The 19,613-nt window shown below is 67.2% G+C and carries 14 protein-coding genes; 10 read left to right on the top strand and 4 right to left on the bottom strand.

Translation table 11 applies throughout. The features are described from left to right. Positions 1–10: 10 nt before the first annotated feature. Positions 11–1,645 carry a TldD/PmbA family protein gene (locus V9K93_RS17910; protein ID WP_046984783.1) on the bottom strand — a complete coding sequence of 545 codons (1,635 nt, stop codon included), beginning with the start codon at positions 1,643–1,645 and terminating at the stop codon, positions 11–13. A 30-nt stretch (positions 1,646–1,675) separates the two neighbouring features. Further along, the gene (locus V9K93_RS17905; RefSeq protein ID WP_046984784.1) at positions 1,676–3,307 is read right to left on the bottom strand and encodes a TldD/PmbA family protein; all 1,632 of its coding nucleotides are present in this window, start codon (positions 3,305–3,307) and stop codon (positions 1,676–1,678) included. Between the two features lie 686 nt (positions 3,308–3,993). Between V9K93_RS17905 and V9K93_RS17900 the strand changes: the two genes are divergently transcribed. Then, complete coding sequence (locus V9K93_RS17900; RefSeq protein WP_337302964.1) at positions 3,994–4,608, top strand: DUF938 domain-containing protein; 615 nt, start codon at positions 3,994–3,996, stop codon at positions 4,606–4,608. A gap of 73 nt (positions 4,609–4,681) precedes the next feature. Here the strand turns inward: V9K93_RS17900 and V9K93_RS17895 are convergent, their stop codons facing one another. Continuing rightward, positions 4,682–8,368, bottom strand: coding sequence for an indolepyruvate ferredoxin oxidoreductase family protein (locus V9K93_RS17895; protein ID WP_337302963.1), 3,687 nt, complete (start codon positions 8,366–8,368; stop codon positions 4,682–4,684). Between the two features lie 170 nt (positions 8,369–8,538). Here V9K93_RS17895 and V9K93_RS17890 point away from each other — a divergent pair, with 170 nt between their 5' ends. After that, positions 8,539–9,174, top strand: a complete 636-nt coding sequence (locus V9K93_RS17890; RefSeq protein ID WP_046984760.1) for a tetratricopeptide repeat protein — start codon at positions 8,539–8,541, stop codon at positions 9,172–9,174. Between the two features lie 483 nt (positions 9,175–9,657). Here V9K93_RS17890 and V9K93_RS17885 read toward each other — a convergent pair whose 3' ends face one another. Beyond that, entirely contained in the window at positions 9,658–11,142 is a 1,485-nt protein-coding gene (locus V9K93_RS17885) for an AAA family ATPase (RefSeq protein WP_136638464.1), read from the bottom strand. Positions 11,143–11,265: 123 nt separating this feature from the next. On the opposite strand from V9K93_RS17885, the gene V9K93_RS17880 reads away from it, so the two are divergent. The 8 genes from V9K93_RS17880 (at position 11,266) to V9K93_RS17845 (ending at position 19,604) form a co-directional block, all read left to right on the top strand. Beyond that, positions 11,266–11,895 carry a ParA family protein gene (locus V9K93_RS17880; protein ID WP_012509676.1) on the top strand — a complete coding sequence of 210 codons (630 nt, stop codon included), beginning with the start codon at positions 11,266–11,268 and terminating at the stop codon, positions 11,893–11,895. Positions 11,896–11,932: 37 nt separating this feature from the next. Beyond that, on the top strand, positions 11,933–12,409 hold the full coding sequence (locus tag V9K93_RS17875; protein ID WP_004134282.1) for a SixA phosphatase family protein: 477 nt from the start codon (positions 11,933–11,935) through the stop codon (positions 12,407–12,409). Between the two features lie 4 nt (positions 12,410–12,413). Further along, complete coding sequence (locus tag V9K93_RS17870; RefSeq protein ID WP_046986726.1) at positions 12,414–13,031, top strand: YceI family protein; 618 nt, start codon at positions 12,414–12,416, stop codon at positions 13,029–13,031. After that, a complete protein-coding gene (locus V9K93_RS17865; protein ID WP_136638465.1) occupies positions 13,028–15,079 on the top strand; it encodes a phospholipase D family protein in 2,052 nt (683 codons plus the stop codon). The genes V9K93_RS17870 and V9K93_RS17865 overlap by 4 nt, the downstream gene beginning before the upstream one ends. Before the next feature lie 10 nt (positions 15,080–15,089). After that, positions 15,090–15,524: a hotdog fold thioesterase gene (locus V9K93_RS17860; protein ID WP_046986728.1), complete on the top strand. Its 435-nt coding sequence runs from the start codon at positions 15,090–15,092 to the stop codon at positions 15,522–15,524. A 120-nt stretch (positions 15,525–15,644) separates the two neighbouring features. Next, the gene (locus V9K93_RS17855; protein WP_337302962.1) at positions 15,645–16,436 is read left to right on the top strand and encodes a lysophospholipid acyltransferase family protein; all 792 of its coding nucleotides are present in this window, start codon (positions 15,645–15,647) and stop codon (positions 16,434–16,436) included. A gap of 52 nt (positions 16,437–16,488) precedes the next feature. Next, a complete protein-coding gene (locus tag V9K93_RS17850; RefSeq protein WP_211195188.1) occupies positions 16,489–17,478 on the top strand; it encodes a YheT family hydrolase in 990 nt (329 codons plus the stop codon). A gap of 56 nt (positions 17,479–17,534) precedes the next feature. Further along, a complete protein-coding gene (locus tag V9K93_RS17845) occupies positions 17,535–19,604 on the top strand; it encodes a tetratricopeptide repeat protein (protein WP_136638467.1) in 2,070 nt (689 codons plus the stop codon). The last annotated feature ends 9 nt before the right edge of the window (positions 19,605–19,613 follow it).

The following is a 19,613-nucleotide window of genomic DNA, read 5'->3' as shown; positions in this document are numbered from 1 at the left end:
TCCTGACCGATCAGCCGAGGCTGCGTGCGGTGTTGATGACATTGATGCCGTTGAAGCGCGCGGTCGACGAACCGTGCGAGACCGCCGAGACCTGGCCCGGCTGGCCCTTGCCATCGAAGAACGAACCGCCCAGGCGGTAGTCGCGCTCGTCGGCCACGGCCGTGCAGGCATTCCAGAACTCCGGCGTGCGGATCTGGTAGGCCACGTCTTCCAGCATGCGGGTGATCTGGCCGTTCTTGATCTCGTAGAACAGCTGGCCACCGAACTGCGCGTTGTAGCGCTGCTGGTCGATCGAGAACGAACCGTCACCGATGATGTAGATGCCGTTCTCCACGTCCTTGATCAGGTCCGGCACGCTCAGCGGCTTCTTGCCCGGCGCCATCGACACGTTGGCCATGCGCTGGAACTGCACGCTGGACCACGAGTCGGCATAGCAGCAGCCATCGGACTCGGTCTTGCCGAGGATGTGGGCCTGGTCGCGGATGGTCTGGTAGTCCACCAGCTTGCCGTTGCTGATCAGGTCCCAGCGCTTGCACTTCACGCCTTCGTCGTCGTACGCCACCGCACCGAGGCTGCCCTGCTGGGTCTTGTCGGCGAAGATGTTGACCAGCTCGCTGCCGTACTGGAAATGCTGTTCGCGTTTGTCCAGGGTGGCGAAGCTGGTGCCGGCGTAGTTGGCTTCGTAGCCGAGCACGCGGTCCAGTTCCAGCGGGTGGCCGATCGACTCGTGGATGGTCAGCCAGGTGTGCGACGGATCGAGCACCAGATCGTACTTGCCCGGCTTCACCGACGGTGCCTTCAGCTTCTCCTGCGCCTGCTTGGCGGCGGCGATGGCGTCTTCCTTCATGTCGTAGGAAGAACTGTAGTTGACCACGCCGTTGGGACTGACCACCTTGCCGGCGGCGGCGCCGTCCAGGTACTCGTAGCCCAGGCCCATCGGCGAGGACAGGCCCGAACGGGTGCGGAACTTGCCGCTGGTCTTGTCGATGGCGGTGACCGTCATCGGGGCCCAGATGCGGTGTACGTCCTGGTCAATGTAGGAGCCATCGGTGGAGGCGAAGTACTTCTGTTCGTTGACCAGGAACAGCATCGAATTGACGAAGCTGGCACCGGCGCCCATTGCTGCGGCGTTGACGTCCAGCAGCAGGCCGACCTTGTCCTTGATTGGTACCTCCATCGCGTTCTTGCGGATCGGTGTGCGCCAGCTCACCTCACCGACGCCGGGTGCCTTGGCCAGCTGTACGGGGGCGGTCTGCACGCCGGCATTGGCCTTGGCGATTGCCGCGGCCTGCTGCGCGGCCCTGGCCACGTCGGCGGTGCCCAGCGCGTTGGTGGCAGCGAAGCCCCAGGCGCCGTTGACGATCACACGGATGCCGACGCCGGTGGACTCGGTGTTCACCACGTTCTGCACCTTGTCCTCGCGGGTGATCACGAACTGCCGCAGGTAGCGGCCGATGCGCACGTCGCAGTAGGTGGCGCCGGCGCTGCGCGCAGCCTGCAGGGCGGCGTCGGCCAGGCGCTTCTTCAACGCCGGGTCGAGGCTGGACTGCAGCTGTTCGGCGGCGATCACCTTGCCGAAGAAGGAGGGCACGATCAGCCCGCCCGCGGTAAGCCCGGTCAGGGCCAGGAAGTCACGTCTTTGCAAGGCTGCTCTCCATGTCGAACGATGGGTGGCTCAAGCGCCGAGACTGCGCGCGGTGTTGATGATGTTGATGCCGTTGAAGCGGGTGGTGGACGAACCGTGCGAGACCGCCGAGACCTGGCCGGGCTGGCCCTTGCCGTCGAAGAACGAACCGCCGAGGCGGAAGTCGCGCTCGTCGCAGATCGCGGTACAGGCATTCCAGAATTCCGGCGTACGGATCTGGTAGGCCGCATCCTCGACCATGCCGGCGATCTTTCCGTCCTTGATCTGGTAGTACAGCTGGCCGCCGAACTGCGCGTTGTAGCGCTGCTGGTCGATCGAATACGAACCGCGGCCGTGGATGTAGATGCCGTTCTCCACGTCCTTGATCATGTCCTCGACGCTGAGTGGCTTCCTGCCCGGCGCCAGCGAGACATTGGCCATGCGCTGGAACTGCACGCTGGACCAGGAATCGGCATAGCTGCAGCCATGCGAAGCATTGCGACCGAGGATGTGGGCTTCATCGCGGGTGGCCTGGTAATCGACCAGGATGCCGTCGCGCACCAGATCCCAGCGCTGGGTCTTGACGCCTTCGTCGTCGTAGCCGACCGCACCGAGGCTGCCGGGCTGGGTCTTGTCCGCGAAGAAGGTGACGATGTCGCTGCCCCAGCGGAAACCGGCATCGCGCTTGTCCAGCGTGGCGAAGCTGGTGCCGGCGTAGTTGGCTTCGTAGCCGAGCACGCGGTCCAGCTCCAGCGGGTGACCGACATTCTCATGGATGGTCAGGAACAGGTTGGACGGGTCCAGCACCAGGTCGTATTTGCCCGGCTTCACCGAAGGCGCCTTCAGTTTTTCGCGCGCGTGGCGGGCGGCGGCGATGGCGTCCTCGACCGGGTCGTAGGAATCACGATAGGCGGTGATGCCGCCGGGCAGCTGCACCTTGCCGCGCGCATCGCCATCGAGGAACTCGTAGCCCATGCCCATCGGCGAGGACAGGCCTGCGCGGGTTCGGAACTTGCCGCTGGCCTTGTCGATGGCGGTGGCAGTGAACGGCAGCCAGATGCGATGTATGTCCTGGTCGATGAACGAGCCATCGCTGGAAGCGAAGTACTTCTGTTCGTTGACCAGGAACAGGGTGGAGTTGATGTAGTCGGCGCCCGCATTCAGCGCGGCGGCGTTGAGCGCCAGCAGCAACTCGACCTTGTCCTGGATCGGTACTTCCATGGCATTGCGGCGGATCGGCGTCTGCCAGCGGACCTCACCGACCGACGGCGTTGGTGCCAGTTGCACCGGCCGGGTCTGGATGCTGGCATTGGCACGGGCGATGGCCGTGGCCTGCTCGACCGCAGCGCGTACGGCGGCCTCGGTCTGCTGATGGGTAGCGGCAAAGCCCCAGGCGCCGTTGACGATCACCCGCACGCCCACGCCGGACGATTCGCGGTTGGTCACGTTGCCGACCTGATGCTCGCGGGTGATGACCGACTGGTTGAGGTAGCGGCCGATGCGCACATCGCAGTAGCTGGCCTTGGCCGTGCGCGCGGTAGCGAGGGCGACCTCGGCCAAGCGCCTGCGCAGCGCGGTGTCGACCGGGGCGAGCAACTGCTCGGCGGCGATGGCACGGGAATGCGGCAGCAGCAGGCCCGCCAGGCCCAGACCGGAAAAAGCCAGGAACTCACGTCGTTGCACAGCGTTTCTCTCTCTCGCTTGCGTGCAGCCGGCAACAGGCCGAGCCGATCACGTCAACTCCTCGACTTTCGCCAGCGCGGCGCCTCCGGGCAAGTGACTGCAGTCATGGTTGGTGGTGTTTCGGCAGGGCTTGCAGCCCTGCACCTGCTCAATGCAACGGCAACGGCCAAAGCCAAAGCCAGAGCCAGAGCCAGAGCGGCATTCCGTGGGTTGGCGGGGCGGTGTCGGATTGCGGGGACGCCGCAAGTACGTCCGTGTAGGCTTGGCAGCCGCATCCATGCGGCTGACACCCCGCAATCCGACACCGCCTCACCCCTGACAGATCTCCGCGGCTGTTGGTAGGTGTCGACCTTGGTCGACACATCTGTCAGATATCGAAATGAATCCGGGGTCAGATCCGTTTTCCGCAGGAAAACGGATCTGACCCCAATGCCGTTCCAACAGACCGCAGGAAACTGTCGAAGGCGGGGTGGGGCCGGTTGCGGGGGCGTGAGCCGCATGGATGCGGCGACCGAGCTTACATGGACGTACTTGCAGCGTCCCCCGCAACCGGACCCACCCCGCCAACCCACGGAATGCCAGCTTTTGACGTTGCTCCGGCTCCGGCTCCGGCTTCTGCAGGGCGCAGCCCTGCTCAGTAACCCCCTCGTGCACAATGGGGCCGACCCCGCCTGGACACCGTCCTGATGTCGAGCAAGCCGTATTCAGAAGCCTGCGAGCGCAACCGCGAACCCATCGCCACTGCACTCGACCCATGGATGGGCGACCGTCATCGGGTGCTGGAGATCGGCAGTGGCACCGGCCAGCACGCGGCGTTCTTCGCCGAGCGCTGGCCCTGGCTGCGCTGGCAGCCCAGCGATCATCCGGACCATCTGCCCGGCATCGAGGCCTGGCGTGCGGAGGCCGCGCTGCTGAACCTGCTGCCGCCGGTGGCGCTGCAGGTGGAACTGCCCCCAGCGCCGGGCCTGTCGTTGCCCGAGGGCAGTACGTTCGACGCCGTATTCAGCGCCAACACGTTGCACATCATGGGCTGGGAGCATGTGCAGGTGCTGTTCGGCGCGCTGCCGCCGCTGTTGCGCCACGGTGCGCTGTTGGCGATGTACGGCCCGTTCAACTACGGCGGCCGCTACACCAGCGACAGCAACGCGCAGTTCGATGCCTGGCTGAAGGCGCGTGATCCGCACAGCGGCATCCGCGATGTGGAAGCGGTGCAGGCGCTGGCAGCGGACAAAGGCTTCACCCGCCTGGGTGATGTGGCAATGCCGGCCAACAACCGCCTGCTGCTGTGGCGGCTGGGGTGAATCGCCGGTAGTGCCGGCCGCTGGCCGGCACCCGATTGCCAGGAGGGATGCCGGCCAGCGGCCGGCACTACCTTCAAGCCACCTGCACGATATGCAGCGCCTTCGGATTGCGCCACTGCGCCAGCAGGGCGGCTTCGCGCGCCTTGGCCTGCTCGAAATGCGCTTCCTTGACGTGGCCGAAGCCGCGGATGTGCTCGGGGACGCTGGCGATCTCCACCGCCAGCGCCAGGCGGTCGTCATCCAGGCCGTCCAGCAGCAGCTGCACGGTGGCCTCGTAATCGCCGATCAGCTTGCGCTCCATGCGGCGCTCCCCGGTGCGGCCGAACACGTCGAAGCGGCCGCCGCGCAGGAACTTCAGTTTGGCCAGCAGGCCGAAGGCCTTGAACATCCACGGGCCGTATTCCTTCTTCAGCAACCGGCCCTGCTCGTCCTTCTTGGCGAACAGCGGCGGTGCCAGGTGGAAGCGCAGCTGGTAGTCGCCCTCGAACTGCTGCTGCAGGCGGCGCTGGAAGTCGCCGCTGGTATACAGGCGGGCCACTTCGTACTCGTCCTTGTACGCCATCAGCTTGAACAGGTAGCGGGCCACTGTCTCGGTCAGCGCAGTGGAACCGCCGATGCGCTCGGCTTCGGCGGCGCGCACGCGCTCGACCAGGCTGCGGTAGCGGTTGGCGTAGGCAGCGTCCTGGTACTCGACCAGGAAGGCGGCGCGGCGCTCGATCATTTCATCCAGCGAACGCGACAGGCGCGCATCGTCCAGCGGCAGGAACGCCACGTCGCCACCGTGCGAGGGCAGGCCACGCAGTTCGCGCTCGTCGCCGGTGTTGCGCGGTGCGGCGGTGGCGCCCCATTCGTTGCCTTCCCACTCCCCCGGCGGCAGCGGGTGCAGCGGGCCCGGGGTGGATTCGGTATCGGTGTGGCGGTTGCGCACCAGGCCGGCGGCCTGCTGCACGGCTTGTGGGTCGACTACGGCCAGGCGGCCCCAGGCGAAGGCCTGCTGGTTCATCGCCACGGCCGCGCCGTTGAGTTCGATGGCGCGCATCAGCGAGTCGAACGACAGCGGTACCAGACCCTGCTGCCACGCGTAGCCGAGGATGAACAGGTTGGCGGCGATGGCATCGCCCAGCAGCGCGGTGGCCAGCTGGGTGGCGTCCAGCAGCAGCGGTTCTTCGCCGCCCAGTGCCACGCGCACGCCGGCAATGATGTCGGCTGCCGGGAACTGCATGTCCGGGCGGGTGGTGAAGGTGCCCGGCATTGCTTCGTAAGTATTGAGCACGACCTGCGAACGACCGGCGCGCACCTTCGACAGCGCCCAGTAATCGTTCACCACCACCATGTCGCAGCCCACCACCAGGTCAGCCTCACCGGCGGCGATGCGCACGGCGTGGATGTCTTCGGGACGACGGGCGATGCGGATGTGGGTTGTCACCGCGCCGCCCTTCTGCGCCAGACCGGTCTGGTCGAGCACGGTCGCGCCCTTGCCTTCCAGGTGGCCGGCCATGCCCAGCAGCGCGCCGATGGTCACCACGCCGGTACCGCCGACGCCGGTGATCAGGATGTTCCAGGGTTGCTCCAGGGTGCCGCGCACCACCGGTGCCGGCAGGTTGTCCAGCAGCGTGGAGGCATCGCGCTTGCTGCCCTTGCGCGGTTGCCCACCGTGCACGGTGACGAAGCTCGGGCAGAAGCCGTTGACGCAGGAATAGTCCTTGTTGCAGTTGGACTGGTCGATGTCGCGCTTTCGACCGAACTCGGTCTCCTTCGGCAGCACCGACACGCAGAAACTCTTCTTGCCGCAATCGCCGCAGCCTTCGCAGACCAGCGAGTTGATCAGCACGCGCTTCTGCGGATCTTCCAGCTTGCCGCGCTTGCGGCGACGGCGCTTCTCGGTGGCGCAGGTCTGTTCGTAGATCAGGATCGATACACCCTTCACTTCGCGCAGGCGTTTCTGCACCGCATCCAGTTCGCTGCGGTCATGGAACTCGACGTCACTGGGAAAGTGCTCGCGCTGGCCGGTCCACTTGCCGATGTTGTCCGACAGCACAACGATGGTGTGGATGCCCTCGGCACGCATCTGCCTTGCGATGTCCGGCACGCTCAGCGGGCCGTCCACCGGCTGGCCGCCGGTCATCGCCACCGCATCGTTGTAGAGGATCTTGTAGGTGATGTTGACGCCGGCGGCGACCGCCTGGCGGATCGCCAGCGAACCGCTGTGGAAATAAGTGCCGTCGCCCAGGTTCTGGAACACGTGCGGGGTATCGGTGAACGGCGCCTGCCCGGCCCAGGTCACGCCTTCGCCGCCCATGTGGGTGAAGGTATCGGTGCTGCGGTCCATCCAGGTCACCATGTAATGGCAACCGATGCCGGCCAGCGCCCGCGAGCCTTCCGGCACCTGGGTGGAGGTGTTGTGCGGGCAGCCCGAGCAGTAATGCGGTACGCGCGGGAAGCTGGCACGCGGCAACGCAAGCTCGGCTTCCTTCTCCTGCATCCACTGAAGGCGCTGCTCGATCGACTCGTTGTTGAAGAACTTCTGGATGCGGCGACCGATCACGCCGGCGATGGTGGCCGGCGTCAGCTCACCGGTGGACGGCAGGATCCACTCACCGCTCTCGTCGTACTTGCCGACGATCGACGGGCGCTGGCCCCAGCTGGCCGGCCAGTTGAAGAACTGTTCCTTCATCTGGCGCTCGATGAAGGCACGCTTCTCCTCCACCACGATGATGTCTTCCAGGCCCTGCGCGAAGCGCGCGATGCCTTCCGGCTCCAGCGGCCAGGTCATGCCGACCTTGTACACGCGGATGCCGATGTCGGCGCAGGCGGCTTCATCCAGGCCCAGGTACTCCAGCGCCTGCAGCACGTCCAGATAGCTCTTGCCGGTGGTGACGATGCCCAGCCGCGCACGCGGTGCGTCCATCACCACCTTGTCGATGCCGTTGGCACGGGCAAACGCTTGTGCAGCCTTCACCGCATAGCGGTGCAGGCGCATCTCCTGGTCCAGCGGCGGATCCGGCCAGCGGATGTTGAGACCGCCCGACGGCATCTCGAAATCTTCCGGCAGCATGATGCGGCGCGCCAACGGATCGACTTCTACCGAGGCCGAGGATTCCACTGTCTCGGCGATCGTCTTGAAGCCGACCCAGCGCCCGGTATAGCGGCTCATTGCCCAGCCGAGCAGGCCCATGTCGAGGATGTCCTGCACGCCGGCCGGGTTCAGCACCGGCATCATCGCGCTGACGAACTCGTCTTCGCTGCCGTGCGGCAGGGTCGAGCTGCGGCAGGCATGGTCGTCGGCCGCCAGCGCCAGCACACCACCATACCGCGAGGTGCCGGCTGCATTGGCGTGCTTGAACACGTCGCCGCAACGGTCCACGCCCGGGCCCTTGCCGTACCACATGCCGAACACGCCCTGCACGTTGGCACCAGGGAACAGGTTGGTCTGCTGCGTGCCCCAGACCATGGTCGCGCCCAGATCCTCGTTGAGGCCGGGGGTGAACTTCACCTTGGCTGCGTCCAGATGCTTGCGCGCGCGCCACAGTTCCAGGTCGAAACCACCCAGTGGGCTGCCGCGGTAACCACTGACGAAACCGGCGCTGTCGATGCCTTCGGCGGCATCGCGCAGGCGCTGCATCAAGGGCAGCCGTACCAGCGCCTGCACGCCACTCAGGTAGATCCGCCCCTCGTTGCGGGTGTACTTGTGGTCGAGCGTGTAATCACGGTCGAGCAGGTTGGCGGAAGAGGGCGAAGTGAGTTGCGCGGTACTGGTCATGGCTGGCCCGGTGAGGATCGGCTGGCACCGGCCACGTGCAGGCACGCGGCGGGAAAGGCGCGAATTGTAGCAGCGAGGCCGTGCGGGCCCCGGCACTCGCGCCGGTGGCGGCGCCGGGGTTAGGATCGGGGGGAGAGAGGGAGGCTGCGCTTGCGGCCTGGGGAGAAGGGATGTCAGTTTCAGGAAAGATCCTGGCCAGCGTGCTGCTGGCTTCGGGAGCGGCCACTGCGTGGGCCGCGCCGGCCCTGCCGGCACCACAGGAGTTCTACTTCGACAGCGACCTGGCCGCCACGCCGATGGTGGCGATACAGGGTGAAGGCGATGAGCTCGTTGCCCAGTTGGTCAAGCTGCGTGAACGCGGCCGGCGTGCGGTTGAGGCCACGGTGCAGCTGGCGTCGGTGGCCGGCGCCCAGGGCCGCGGCGAGCTGGCCGAGCAGCTGTATGGCGAAGCCTTGAAGGAGGCATCGGCACAGAGCAGCAGTGGCCGCAGCGTGCGCTGGAACTACGGATGGGATCTGTTGCGCCAGGGCAGGGTGGAGGCGGCGCTGGAACAGTGGCTTTCATCGGCCGGCAATGCCCGTACCAAGCCCAGCTGGGTGCCACCGACCTACGCGCTGGCGCTGTGGCGGCTGGGACAGAAGCAGGAGGCAGTGCAGTGGTACGCCGCTGCGGTGCGTACCGAGCCGTCGCAGTGGAGCACCAGTGCGCACTATGCGCAGCTGCTGCCGCAATGGCGCGAGGACGAGCGCGCCACGCTGATGGAAGTGCAGCAGGCCTGGGCCGCCGCGCCGCCAGCCTGGCCATAAGGAGGGGGTTCGGCCGGGTTGCACCCGGCACCTGCAGAGGCAAGGGCTGAAGCAACAGCAACAGCAACAGCCGAAGCAACAGCAACGGCAGACTTCCCGAGGATGGCGGGGCGGTATGGGCAGTCAGGACACGCCGTGAACCCGTCCATGGGGGCTCGATGGCGCCATCCATGGCGCCAACGGTCCTGCCTGCCCATACCGCCCCGCCTCCGACAGTTCCCTGTTGCTGTTGGTAGGTGTCGACCTTGGTCGACACGGTAGGTCCACGCCATGCGTGGATGAATCTGTATCGGAATCGATTTTTCGATATCTGATCGAAAGGCAGCCGAGCGTGGGCTCGGCTCTACAAAGAGCGGCAGGCCAAGCCTCCATGGACGGGTTCACGGCGTCCCCCGCGAATCCACCCCGCCCAGCCAAGCGCGGCTTTTGATGTTCACAGTCAACCAGCCGCCACGAGGGGCTGCGCCGTTCGCTGGAAACCCCTCAGTCGTCCGCGGAAACCGTCCGCCCCGACGCCCACCCACGCAATGCCGCCACCTGCTCGGCCATCAGCACCGACAGCGGGCGCGTGGCGCGGATCTCGTTCATCAGCAGCTCGGTGTCCAGCGGCCGGCCCTCGGCATGTGCTGCATACAGGCCGGCCACGATCGCCTGCTCGATCTCGGCGCCGGAAAAACCATTCGCGGCGGCGGCCAGCGCCGGCAGCGCGAAGTCATCCGCGTTGAGCTGGCGCCGGCCCAGGTGCAGCCGCAGCAGTTCCACGCGGACCTCCGGCGAGGGCAGGTCGACGAAGAAGATCTCGTCGAAGCGGCCCTTGCGCAGCAGCTCGGCCGGCAGTTCGTGCACCTGGTTGGCAGTGGCGACGATGAACACCGGCGCCTTGCGCTCGGCCATCCAGGTCAGCAGGTAGCCGAGCACCCGACGCGAGACGCCGCCGTCCTCGCTGCCGGTGGCCAGGCCCTTCTCGATCTCGTCCATCCACAGCACGCATGGTGCCAGCTGCTCGGCCGAGGCCAGCGCCTGGCGCAGGTTGGCCTCGGTCTCGCCGTGGTACTTGTTGTACAGCGCGCCTACGTCCAGGCGCAGCAGCGGCACGCCGAAGCCGGCGGCGGTGGCCTTGGCCAGCATCGACTTGCCGCAGCCCTGCACGCCCAGCAGCAGCATGCCGCGCGGTGGATCCAGCCCGGCCGGCGCCGAGCCGGCGATGAATGCGACCCGGCGCTGGTTGATCCAGCGTTTGAGCCGGTTCGCTCCGGCGACATCGCCGAAGCGCGCGCTGTCATGCTCGAAGAACAGGTGGCCGCTGCGGTTGAGCAGCTCGAACTTCAGCCGCGCCAGCTGTGGCAGGTCATCGTCGCGCAATGCGCCGTCGGCATAGATCAGCTGGCGCGCGATGCGCCGGGCATCGACCAGGCTCAGGCCCTGCAGGTTCTTCAGGATCTTCTTGACCGCTTCGCTGTCGACTTCAACCCGCCGACCACCATGCTCGCGCGCATAGGCGTCGGCCTCCTCGCGCAGCATCTTCAGCAGGGCGTTGGCATCGGGCAGGCGCGGGTTGAAGCGTACCGCCAGCGCTTCCAGCTCGGCCGGCAGTTCGACCTTGGCACCGATCAGCACCAGCACGTTCGGCTCGCTGTGGCGGCGCTGGATCAGGTCGCGCAGGGCGCGCTGGTGGCTGGCATAGCCCAGGTAGGGGTGGAAATCGAGCAGCAGGTAGACCCCGCGCTGGTCGGCCTGGCGGATCATCTGCAGGGCCGCGCTGGCATCGGGCGGCCCGATCGCGGGGTCCTCGCTGTCCAGATCGATGCGGCGCAGGCCCTCGGTGATCGACCAGCGGTGCAGGGCCCGCCAGACGTGCATCAGCGTCTGCCGGAAGAGTTCGACGATGCGACCCTCATCCTGGGTCTCGATCACGATCAGGGGGGTATTGGCGCGGATCAGTGCGCTCAGGTCCTGCAGTTCGCTCATGCCGGTTCGATCCTTCGGGGGCGCCACGATAGCAAAGGCAATGGCCGCAGGTTCAGCGCGGTGCTACCTCCCGTCACCACCGCCGGTGTACGCTCGGGGCACGTACCCGGAAGCGAGGCTGGCATGAAGACGATCCTGGTGGCCGGTTCCAAGGGCGGGGTGGGCAAGACCACCGTCGCCACCCACCTGGCCGCGTACGCGGCATTGCAGGGCAAGGCCACGGTGATCGCCGATGCCGACCCGCAGGGCTCCAGCACCCGCTGGGCGCAACGGCGTGCCGGGCTGGAAAGCGCGGTGCTCCCCATCGACGTGTATCGGAAGAAGCAGTGGGCGCAGAAACTGCCCGACGGCACCGAAACCGTCATCATCGATGCCCCGGCGGGGGCGTTGGCCGACGATATCCCCCATTTCCTTGACGCTGCCGACGCGGTGGTGGTGCCGGTGCTGCCCTCGGCGCTGGACATCGAAGCCATCGTCGGCTTCCTCAACAGCCTGGCCCAGAACCCGCGCGTGCACAGCCGCAAGCTGCCGGTGGGGCTGGTGCTGAACCGCACAAAGCCCTGGACCCAGACCTCGCAGCAGGCGCTGCAGATGCTGTCCGAATGGCCGTACCCGGTGGTCGCGCAGCTGCGCGACAGCCAGAGCTACGTGGTCATGACCGGCCTGGGCCGCAGTCTGTTCGATTACCGCTCCGCCCAGGTGCGCGAGCACCAGGCCGACTGGGAACCCCTGTTGTCCTGGCTGAAGCTGTAAGAGTCGTAGGTACCCACCCCTTTACTGGAATCCCGCAATGCGCGAACTGATCCTGCTCCGTCACGCCCATGCCGAACCGGCCGTTTCCGGCCAGGCTGATCTCGACCGGCCGTTGTCGCCGGTGGGGCTCGCCGAAGCCGAAGCCGCCGGCAAGTGGCTGAAGGAGAACAAGCTGCTGCCGGACTGCGTGCTGTGTTCCCCTTCGCGACGGACCCGCGAGACCCTGGAAGCGGTGATGGCGGCCATCGGCTATGTCGAAAAGCGCCTGGAAGACCGTATCTACGAAGCGACCCCGGGTACCCTGGCCGCGCTGGTGGATGAGCGGCGTGACCTGGACAGGGTGCTGATCGTCGGCCACAACCCGGGCCTGGAGCAGCTGGTGGCGCTGATGACCGACGGCACCAGCAGTGACTATCGCGGCATGCCGCCGGGCGGCGTGGCTGTGCTCGGTTTCCCCCGCGAGGCCTCGATCGAGCCGGGCGTGGCCAGCCTGAATGCGTTCTGGTGGCCGTGATCCGATGAGCATGGCGCGGCGCAGCCGCTTCCTGCTGCCCGTGCTGCTGGTGTACGGCCCGGCCTGGGCTGCCGCACCACCGCCTGCGACATTGCCACCGGTGGTCGCCGAGGCGCACCGCGTGTTGCGCCTGGATACGCAGCGTTCGCAGATCGGTTTCGAGGTGCGCACCCGCTTCGGGCAGCGCATCGAGGGCGTGTTTCCGCACTTCGAGGGACGCATCGAGATCCTCTCCGACGGCCGCCACCAGGTGCACCTGAAGATGTTTACGCGCTCGGTCGAGATCCCTGGCAAGCCGCGCTACACCGGTTGGATGCGCGGTGAGGAGTTCTTCGATGCCGGCCGCCATCCGGTGGTCGAGTTCGACTCCCTGCCGTACTGGCCGGAGACCGTGGAGGACGGGGGCGACATCAACGGTAGGTTGACCCTGCGTGGGATCAGCCACCCGGAGTCGCTCAAGGTCGAGAAGGCGGACTGCGCCCGACCCGGCTATGATTGCGACGTCGTCAGCCGCGGTACCGTGCAACGAGGCCGGTATGGCATGGAAAGCTGGCAGCTTGCCTTGAGTGACCGAGTGACTTTCGTATTGCGTGCGCGCCTGAGCGAGGCGCCTAAACCGTGAACCACCTGCTGCGTGTACTGGTGCTGGCAACCGTGTTGCTGGGCAGCGGTTGTGCATCGCTGTCGCATGCCGAGCGTGACCGGGCCGAAGCCATCGCCGTGCAGGCACGCTCGACCGAAGTCGATTGCCAGCGCGCCGACCGTTGTGCGCTGGATTCGCCACTGCGGGCCCTGGCCGGCCGGGCGTTCACCGAATCCACCCCGGAACGGCCGCAGCATTACGCCACGCTGCTGGATGAGGGCGAGGGCGCCCTGGTCGCGCGGCTCAACCTGCTGCGCAGCGCCACCCGCAGCATCGACCTGCAGACCTACATCTTCGACAAGGACGACAGCGCCCGCCTGGTCATCGACGAACTGCTGGCCGCATCCCGGCGCGGGGTCAAGGTGCGGGTGCTGATCGACCAGCTCTCGGCGATCTCCGACCTCGAGATCCTCGGCGCGCTGTCCGGTGCCCACCAGAATTTCCAGCTGAGGGTCTACAACCCGACCTTCGGCAAGGCGCGCCTGAACTATTTCGACTACGCCGGCAGCGTGCTGTGCTGCTTCCGTCGCTTCAACCAGCGCATGCACAACAAGCTGCTGGTGATCGACGATGCGATCGGCGTGGTCGGTGGCCGCAACTACCAGGACGATTATTACGATTGGGACCGCGAGTACAACTTCCGCGACCGCGATGTGCTGATCGCCGGACCGGAAGCGCGGGCGATGGCCGCCAACTTCGATGCGTTCTGGCGCGCGCAGCGCAGCGTGCCGGCCGAACGCCTGAATGACGTAGGCCGTACCCTGCTGCGCCAGGGCGTGCCCACATTGCCCCCGGCCACCTTCCGCCGTCCCGAGCGGGTGCAGCGGGTCAGTGCTGAAGCCAACGACATCGACTTCGTCACCCGCTCCTTTGTCGATACCGCGCTGCCGGTCGCCTCGGTGCGCTATGTCGCCGACCTGCCGCGCAAGCATCGCCGTGAAAAAGCCGATGCACCGCTGGCCGGCCAGCATGTGACCGAGCCGCAGCTGGATGCGCTGATCGCCAGCGCGCAGAAGGAAGTGATCCTGCAGACGCCCTACCTGGTGTTGTCCAAGCCGGCGCAGAAGCTGTTCCGTGAACTGCGCAAGCGTCCGCAGCCGCCGCGCGTGGTGGTGTCCAGCAACAGCCTGGCGGCCACCGACAACCCGATCGTGTATGCGCTGTCGTACAAGTACAAGCGCCGCAACATGCGCGAACTGGGCTTCAATATCTTCGAATACAAGCCGTTCCCGCTGGATGCGCCGGTCGACTACCGCAATCTGCTGCCTGACCCGATCGCCGTGCCCGATGGCGCGGATGACAGTGGCCGCAACCCGTTGATTGGTGGCAGCGCGGCGGGCAGCAACGCGCGGGGTGGCAGCGATGGCGGTTCAAACGGGACCGGCAAGCAGGGGCCGGTGAACCACCCGCGTACCGGCAGCGCCTACCAGAATGCCCGCGAACGCCGTCGGGCGGCTGGCAGCGAGGTCGAAACGCGACTGCTGCGCACCGAGACGCGGCCGTCGTTCCTGGGCAGCAAGGCAGTCAACAAGCCGCTGCCGGTCACCCGCAAGGGCGCGCGCATGGGGTTGCACGCCAAGTCGCTGGTGGTGGATCGCCGCATCGGCGTGGTTGGCACCCACAACTTCGATCCACGCAGCGAGAACTACAACACCGAAGGCGCGGTGATCATCGACGACCCGGTCTTTGCCGAGGAACTGGCGCAGAGCATCCTGCGCGACACCCATCCGCAGAACTCATGGACGGTGGCGCCGCGGGCCAAGCCGCCGGTGCTGTCGGGGCTGAACTACAGCGTAGGCAAGGCTTCCGAAGCGCTGCCGATTCTCGATTTCTGGCCGTGGCGCTACGCCACCGACTACGAATTCAAGCCCGGCCCGGACTGCCCGCAGCCGCTGCCGAGGCAGGATCCTGATTTCCATCGCTGCTACAGCGCCGTCGGTGACTTCCCCGAAGTCAACGTCGGGCCGAAGTGGCTGCTGGTGCGCATGCTGACCGCATTCGGTGCCGGCCTCGTTCCCATCCTCTGAAGGTGCCCGCATGACCCAGGTGTTCCGCGAAGCCGTTTCCATCGAGCAGCTCAACGCGCTCAGCCGCAACACGGCGATCGAATCGCTGGGCATCGTCTTCAGTGCGGTTGGCGAGGACTGGCTGCAGGCCACCATGCCGGTGGACGAACGCACCCGGCAGCCGTACGGCATCCTGCATGGCGGTGCTTCGGTGGTGCTGGCCGAGACGCTGGGCAGCAGCGCCGGCAACCTGTGCGTGGATGCCACAAAGCAGATCTGCGTTGGCCTGGAGATCAACGCCAACCACGTGCGTGCCGTGCGTTCGGGTACGGTCACCGGCACCGCCCGCGCGCTGCACGTGGGCCGCAGCACCCAGCTGTGGGAGATCCGCATCGAGGACGAGCAGGGGCGGCTGGTGTGCATCTCGCGGCTGACCCTGGCGGTGGTGGCCGCCGGCCACGGTTGAGCCCCACGAGGGCGTGTTGACGGCAGCGGAACCCAGCGTTCCCCGCCGATTGCCCCGGCCAATGGCTGTTATGGCCTAAATCGGCTGGCAGCTGCTGCGGCGCTCCGGTATCGTGCGCGGATGACTTCCCCCACTCCGGCCCCCCGTGGCGGCGTGGCGCGTGTGTGCCGTTACCTGTACCGCGTACCGCTGCTGTTGGTCCACATCACCGTGTTCCTGCCGCTGATCCTGATCGGCATGCTGCCGCCGTGGGGCGAGCTGCGGGTGGGCGAGGATACGTTCGGAGCCAAAGTGGTGAACTGGTGGCAGGGCGGGCTGATGTGGATCTTCGGCTTCCGCCTGTCGCAGGTCGGCAGGCCGCTGCCGGGCGCGGTGCTGTTCGTTGCCAACCACGTCAGCTGGGTCGACATCTCCATCCTGCACAGCCAGCGCATGATGGGCTTCGTTGCCAAGCGCGAGATCGCCAGCTGGCCGCTGGTCGGTTGGCTGGCCGCGCGTGGGCAGACCATCTTCCACCAGCGTGGCAACACCGAATCGCTCGGTGGGGTGATGCAGGTGATGGCCGACCGGCTGCGTGCCGGCAAGGCGGTGGGCGTGTTCCCTGAAGGGCGCACCCGCGGAGGCCACGAGGTGGGCCCGTTCCATGCCCGCATCTTCCAGGCTGCCGTTGAAACCGGCGTGCCGGTGCAGCCGGTGGCGCTGGTGTACGGGCTGAAGGGCGACGCGCAGACCATTGTCGCGTTCGGTCCAGGCGAGAGTTTCTTCGCCAATTTCCTGCGCCTGCTCGGTGAGCCGGCGCGGCATACCGAAGTGCATTTCCTGGAGCCGATCGGTGCCCATGACCTGGAAGGCCGTCGGCGCATCGCGGAAACCTCGCGCGCGCGCATCGTGGCGGCCATGAGCACGCAGTGAGGGTGCGGTGGCTCTGATCCCGCCACCTGTCCTGGACGCCGGTACGCCGACGCTGCATGCGGCCGACTACCAGCCGCCACGCTGGCTGCGCAATCCGCACCTGCAGTCGATGCTCAGCTCCAGCCGCATGCGCCTGCAGCGCGGCCTGCTGCTGCTGGCGGCCACCGGTGCGGTCAGCGAAGAACTGATCCTGGATGGCGGCGACGGCGTGCGCCTGCAGGGCTGGCACAGCCATGTCGAAGGTCGCGAGCCCAAGGGCATCGCGCTGCTGCTGCACGGCTGGGAGGGCAGTGCCGAATCCAGCTACATGCGCATGGCGGCTGCGCGCATGATCGAACAGGGTTTCGATGTGGTGCGCCTGAACTTCCGCGATCACGGCAACACCCATCACCTCAACCCCGGCATCTTCCATTCCAACCTGATCGACGAAGTGGTGCATGCCGCAGGCGATATCGCCCAGCGCTGGCCGCAGCTGCCGCTGGTGGCTGCCGGCTATTCGCTGGGTGGCAACTTCGTGCTGCGGCTGGCCCTGCGCGCGCCGGCCGCCGGCGTGCCGCTGCTGCGGGTGGCGTCGGTGTGCCCGGTGCTGGACCCGGCGCTGACCATGGACAGCATCGAGAGCGGCCCGGCGATGTACGACTGGTACTTCCGCCGCAAGTGGGCCGGTTCGCTGCGGCGCAAGCGCGACCTGTTCCCCGAGCTGAGCGACTGCGACGACCGCGTGCTGAAGCTGGACATCCGCGCGCTGACCGCATGGCTGGTCGAACGGCATACCAGCTTCGGCTCGTTGCAGGCCTATTTCGACGGTTATTCGATTGCCGGTGACCGCCTGGCCACGCTGCAGGTGCCGGCCGACATCCTGATGGCGAAGGATGACCCGGTGATCCCGTACGTGACTTTCAGCGACTGGCAGCTGCCGCGCCAGGCGCACCTGGAAACGGCCTGCTGGGGAGGCCACTGCGGCTTCCTCGAAAACTGGCGGGGTGATGGCTTCTCCGAGCGCTGGGTGGCGCAGCGCCTGCAGCGGGTGCTGCAGGCCTGAACCGGCACCGGTGCGCAGGCCGCTACAATGCGGGTTTGCACTTGAACCGGACTGTCATGCAAGACCAGATCATCCAAGCGTTGCGCCAGAACCAGGCCGACCAGGCCGTGCAGCTGGCCCAGGCGTGGACCCGTGATGAACCCGGCCAGGCCGAGGCCCACCGCTGGCTGGCGCTTGCGCTGCAGCAGCAGGGCAACGCCGGGGCCGCGATGGAGGCCCTGCAGCAGGCGCTGCAGCTGGCTCCGGACGATGCCCAGCTGCACCTGCAGCACGCCGGCCTGCTGCTGGCGCTGCGCCAGTTCGAAGGTGCTGACGAAGCGCTGGCGCGTACTACCGGCCTCGATCCCAATTCCTTCTCCGCCTACCTGATGCAGGCGCACCTGGCGATCGGCCGCAACGATTTCGACGAAGCCCAGCGCCTGTCCACTCTTGCCTCGCGCGTCGAGCCGGACCATCCGGAACTGCTGACCATCGACGGCATGATCGCGCTGCGCCGTGACGACCCGGATCGTGCACTGACGCTGCTGTCGGCCGCCAACCAGGCACAGCCCAACGATACCCGCGTGCTCTACGCACTGGGCTTCGCCTATCTGGGCAAGGACATGCTGGCCTTCGCCGAACAGGCCTTCCGCCGTGTGCTGGAGCTGAACCCGGCGATCACCTCGCTGCACGGCCTGGTGGTGCAGCTGGCGCTGCGCCAGGGCAACCTGGAGGCGGCGGCCGAAGCAATGCAGATCGCCCTGCAGCAGGAAGGCCTGGATACACCGTCGATGCGCCGCCTGGCCGGTGAGCTGGCCCTGCGCAGCGGGCAGCCGCTGCAGGCGCTGGAGCATCTGCTGCCGTTGCTGGAATCGCTGCCCGACGACCGTCAGGTACTGCAGCTGCTGCTGATGTCCTGGCAGCGCCTGGGCCGCGAGGACGAGGCGCGCGCACGCCTCGACGCCGCGCTGGAACAGTATCCGCAGCTGCACGACCTGTGGCTGGCACGGCTGGCCGTGGAAGACGTGGGAAGCCCCACCGCCGCCGCGACGGTCGAGCGCTGGATGGACACGATGCCGGGCCACCTGCCGGCGCTGGAAGCACGCCTTCGCCTTCATGACATGCTGGGCGAGCATGCGCAGGCCGAAGCAATCGCCGAGCGCATCGTCAGCCTCGAGCCGGGCCGCGTAAGCGGCGAAACCCGCCTGGTCGAAGGCCTGCTGCAGCGCGACCCGGCCGCCGCCGTCGCCCGCGTGCAGGCGCTGATCGACATGGCACCGGAAGGCCATCGCGCCGACCTGCGCACCTGGCTGGGTGAAATCCAGGATCGCGCCGGCCAGCCGGAAGAAGCACTGAACACGTGGCTGGCGCTGCAGGCCGAGCAGGCACCACAGCGCCTGCCGCTGCCGCCGCAGGCCAAGGCACCGCCGAGCTGGCCGGACAAGGGCGAGATCGACGGTGATGCCACCTCTGCGCCGATTTTCCTGTGGGGCGCACCGGGTTCGGGCGTGGAACGCGTGGCGACCGGCCTGGCCGCCGCCAGCCCGGTGCTGCGCAGCGACCGCTATACCTCCAATGCGCCTGACGATGCCTTCCAGAACTACCACACGCTGCAGGACCTCGCGTCCGGCGTGCTGACCCCGGAGCGGCTGGTGCAGCGCTGGCGCGAGCAGTTGCCGTCGCGTGGGATCCAGGACGACGCCGTCATCGACTGGCTGCTGTGGTGGGACAACGCGCTGCTGTGGGCGCTGCGCCCGCAGTTGCCGCAGGGCCGCCTGCTGGTGGTGGTGCGCGATCCGCGCGACATGCTGCTGGACTGGGTGGCCTATGGCGCCGCCGCACCGCTGGCGATGACCTCGCTGGCCGAAGCCAGCGAATGGCTGGCACGCGCACTGGCCCAGGTCGCCACCCTGCACGAGGAAGACCTGTATCCGCAGGTGCTGCTGCGCATCGACCAGATCGGCAACGATCCGCAGGCGATGGCCGATCTGCTGGGCCGCCTGTTCGAGCGGCCGATGCCGCCGGCCGCCCAGCTGGGTGCACCGCGCTTCCCGCCGGGCCACTGGCGCACCTACCGCGACGTGATGAGCGCCGCCTTCGCCAAGCTCACCCCGATCGCGGTGCGCCTGGGTTACCCGGAAGAGTGAGGAGACACC

This window comes from Stenotrophomonas sp. CCNWLW162, from assembly GCF_037203745.1.
Lineage (GTDB): Bacteria > Pseudomonadota > Gammaproteobacteria > Xanthomonadales > Xanthomonadaceae > Stenotrophomonas > Stenotrophomonas maltophilia_AQ.
Note: the sequence above shows the minus strand (reverse complement) of the source record. Positions and strands in the feature narration are given on the sequence as shown.

What these genes read in the sequence shown, in the direction of transcription:
- V9K93_RS17900 (WP_337302964.1), top strand. Translation starts at nt 3,994, where the DNA reads ATGTCGAGCAAGCCGTATTCAGAAGCCTGCGAGCGCAACCGCGAACCC.
- V9K93_RS17895 (WP_337302963.1), bottom strand. Translation starts at nt 8,368, where the DNA reads ATGACCAGTACCGCGCAACTCACTTCGCCCTCTTCCGCCAACCTGCTC.
- V9K93_RS17890 (WP_046984760.1), top strand. Translation starts at nt 8,539, where the DNA reads ATGTCAGTTTCAGGAAAGATCCTGGCCAGCGTGCTGCTGGCTTCGGGA.
- V9K93_RS17885 (WP_136638464.1), bottom strand. Translation starts at nt 11,142, where the DNA reads ATGAGCGAACTGCAGGACCTGAGCGCACTGATCCGCGCCAATACCCCC.
- V9K93_RS17880 (WP_012509676.1), top strand. Translation starts at nt 11,266, where the DNA reads ATGAAGACGATCCTGGTGGCCGGTTCCAAGGGCGGGGTGGGCAAGACC.
- V9K93_RS17875 (WP_004134282.1), top strand. Translation starts at nt 11,933, where the DNA reads ATGCGCGAACTGATCCTGCTCCGTCACGCCCATGCCGAACCGGCCGTT.
- V9K93_RS17870 (WP_046986726.1), top strand. Translation starts at nt 12,414, where the DNA reads ATGAGCATGGCGCGGCGCAGCCGCTTCCTGCTGCCCGTGCTGCTGGTG.
- V9K93_RS17860 (WP_046986728.1), top strand. Translation starts at nt 15,090, where the DNA reads ATGACCCAGGTGTTCCGCGAAGCCGTTTCCATCGAGCAGCTCAACGCG.
- V9K93_RS17855 (WP_337302962.1), top strand. Translation starts at nt 15,645, where the DNA reads ATGACTTCCCCCACTCCGGCCCCCCGTGGCGGCGTGGCGCGTGTGTGC.
- V9K93_RS17845 (WP_136638467.1), top strand. Translation starts at nt 17,535, where the DNA reads ATGCAAGACCAGATCATCCAAGCGTTGCGCCAGAACCAGGCCGACCAG.